At 65.0% G+C, this 2,210-nt stretch carries 2 protein-coding genes; both read left to right on the plus strand.

The genetic code is table 11. The features are described 5' to 3' along the window. The coding region (locus ODR01_RS25135; RefSeq protein WP_316980461.1) for a methyl-accepting chemotaxis protein at positions 1 to 471 on the plus strand (471 nt) is incomplete at its 5' end. A gap of 312 nt (positions 472 to 783) precedes the next feature. Beyond that, positions 784 to 2,210: hypothetical protein (locus ODR01_RS25140; RefSeq protein WP_316980462.1), on the plus strand; the 1,427-nt coding region annotated here is incomplete at its 3' end.

Consider the following 2,210-nt stretch of genomic DNA (forward strand, 5'->3'; position numbering starts at 1 on the left):
CAGACCAACCTGCTGGCCTTGAACGCCACCATCGAGGCGGCCCGGGCCGGCGACGCCGGCAAGGGCTTCGCGGTGGTGGCTTCCGAGGTCAAGAACCTGGCCAACCAGACGGCCCGGGCGACCGACGAGATCGGCGCCCAGATCGCCGGCATCCAGGCGGCGACGCGCGATGCGGTGGCCGCCATCGAGGAGATCGGCAAGACCATCACCGAGATCGACGAGGTCAACTCGGGCATCGCCTCGGCGGTCGAGGAGCAGGGCGCGGCGACGCAGGAGATCGCCAGGAACGTCGAACAGGCGGCGGCCGGCACCCAGGAGGTTTCCTCGAACATCTCCGGCGTCAACGACGCGGCCACGGAAACCGGGACGGCGGCGGCCGGCATGCGTTCGGCGGCCGGCGACCTGTCGCGCCAATCGGCGAAGCTGCGCGAGGAGGTCGACCGCTTCCTCGCCAGCGTGCGGGCCGCATAGCTTTCCTTCCGGCGGACTCCTTCGCTTGGAGCCCGCCGCCGATGCTCCGACCGGCCGCCTCCGAGAGGCGGCCGCGGATATTCCTCCCGCAATACGGGTGCCTTAAAGACATTCCGCAGGCGGATGGAAGACCGGAATAAGGGATGTCCATATATTGACCGAATGGAGGTTCATGGGGCATGTTCAGCCATTCGCCCGGGCGGGCGCCCTTAAATTTTCGGAAAAAACATCTAAAATTTTAGCAATCATCAATTGAAGATCCTCCCGCCCGCACGCAAGAAAACGCCCAGAGGAAGAAGAGGAAGCCACCCGATGAATGGGGATACCCTTACCGACAGCACTGACCGGAATGCCTCTCCCGCCGCCGCCGAACGGGCGTCGTCCGCAGGGGCGGGTTTTTGGCGCCGCCTCAATCTTTCCGACGTCCGCATTGGGCGCAAGATCGGGTTTGGTTTCGCCACCGTACTGGCGCTGACCATGGGGGTGTCGTATCTCGGCTGGAACGGCCAGCAGCAGATCAGCGGCCAGCTTGAGCGGACGGACGCGGCGGCGCTTCTTGCCGACGGGCTTCAGGAGATCCGCCAGGACGAGAAGAACTATCAGATCGCCGGCGCCGAAAAATCCTTCAAGGATGCCACCGCCAAGATCGCCCAGCTGAAGGAGCGGGCGGGGAGCATCGGCCAGCTTTTCGATTCGGGGGCGGATCGGGAATGGATCGCCAGCGTGGAGGCGCAGATCGTTACCTACGAAGCGGCGCTGACCCACTATCACGACCTCGAAGTCAAGAAACGCGCCGCCCTCGACCGCATGCTCCAGAAATCCGAGCAGATGGAGAACGCCTCCAAGCAGCTGCGCACCGACCAGAACGCGCAATTCCGCAAGGTGGTGGAGAACCAGACGGACCTCGAGGGACGGCGCGACACCATGTTGTCGATTTCCGACGAGGCCTCCAAGACGGTCTCCATGATCACCGACATGCTGGTCGAGATGCAGAAGTTCCAGATCGGCGGCGATGCCAAGCAGGCGGAGGATTTCGACCGCTTGGCCTATCGGGTGCAGTTGAGCCTCAAGAACGTCGAGGCGCTGATGGGCGACAGGGAGATGAACACCCTGCCCAAAGAGGCTTCGGACAAGCTCGACGGCGTCCGGGCCGACTTCAAGGCCTTCGCCGCCAGCGTTGTGCAGGGCGCCGCGACGCGCACGGCGTCGGCGGCCGGCGACGTGGAACAGCGGATCATTGCCGTCCGGAGCCTTCTCGGAAAGTTGGCCTTCAACGAACGGATGGAATGGGAGAACCGGACCGACGAAGCGACCATGGCCAAGTTCCGCATGCAGGACAAGCAGGAGGTGATCCTGGCGGCGAGCAGTCTGATCGAGAACGTCAAGCAGGCCCGTTTTGCCCAGATGCAGTACCTGCTCCAGCCGATCGCCGTGAGGGCTCAGGAGGTCAGGGATTGCGTCACCGCCGTGACCGAGGGGATGAACGGACTGCAGGCCAAGCTGCAGTCGACCGAGGAGGGCGTCCAGGCCGCGGCGATCAACGCGGGGGCGGCGGCGTATCTGGAGGAATTCGAAGGGGTCGTCAACTTCTTCCTTCAGCAGGCGGCGGCCAACCGCGAGATGGCGGGTGCGGCGCAGGCGGTGGCCGGCGAGATCCGGCGTGCCGAGGCGACGCAGAAGACGGCGATGGTCGCCCAGCAGGAGCGCTCGGCGCTGCTCAGCGTGACGGGCTCGGCGGT

It is taken from the genome of Shumkonia mesophila, from assembly GCF_026163695.1.
Lineage (GTDB): Bacteria > Pseudomonadota > Alphaproteobacteria > Rhodospirillales > Shumkoniaceae > Shumkonia > Shumkonia mesophila.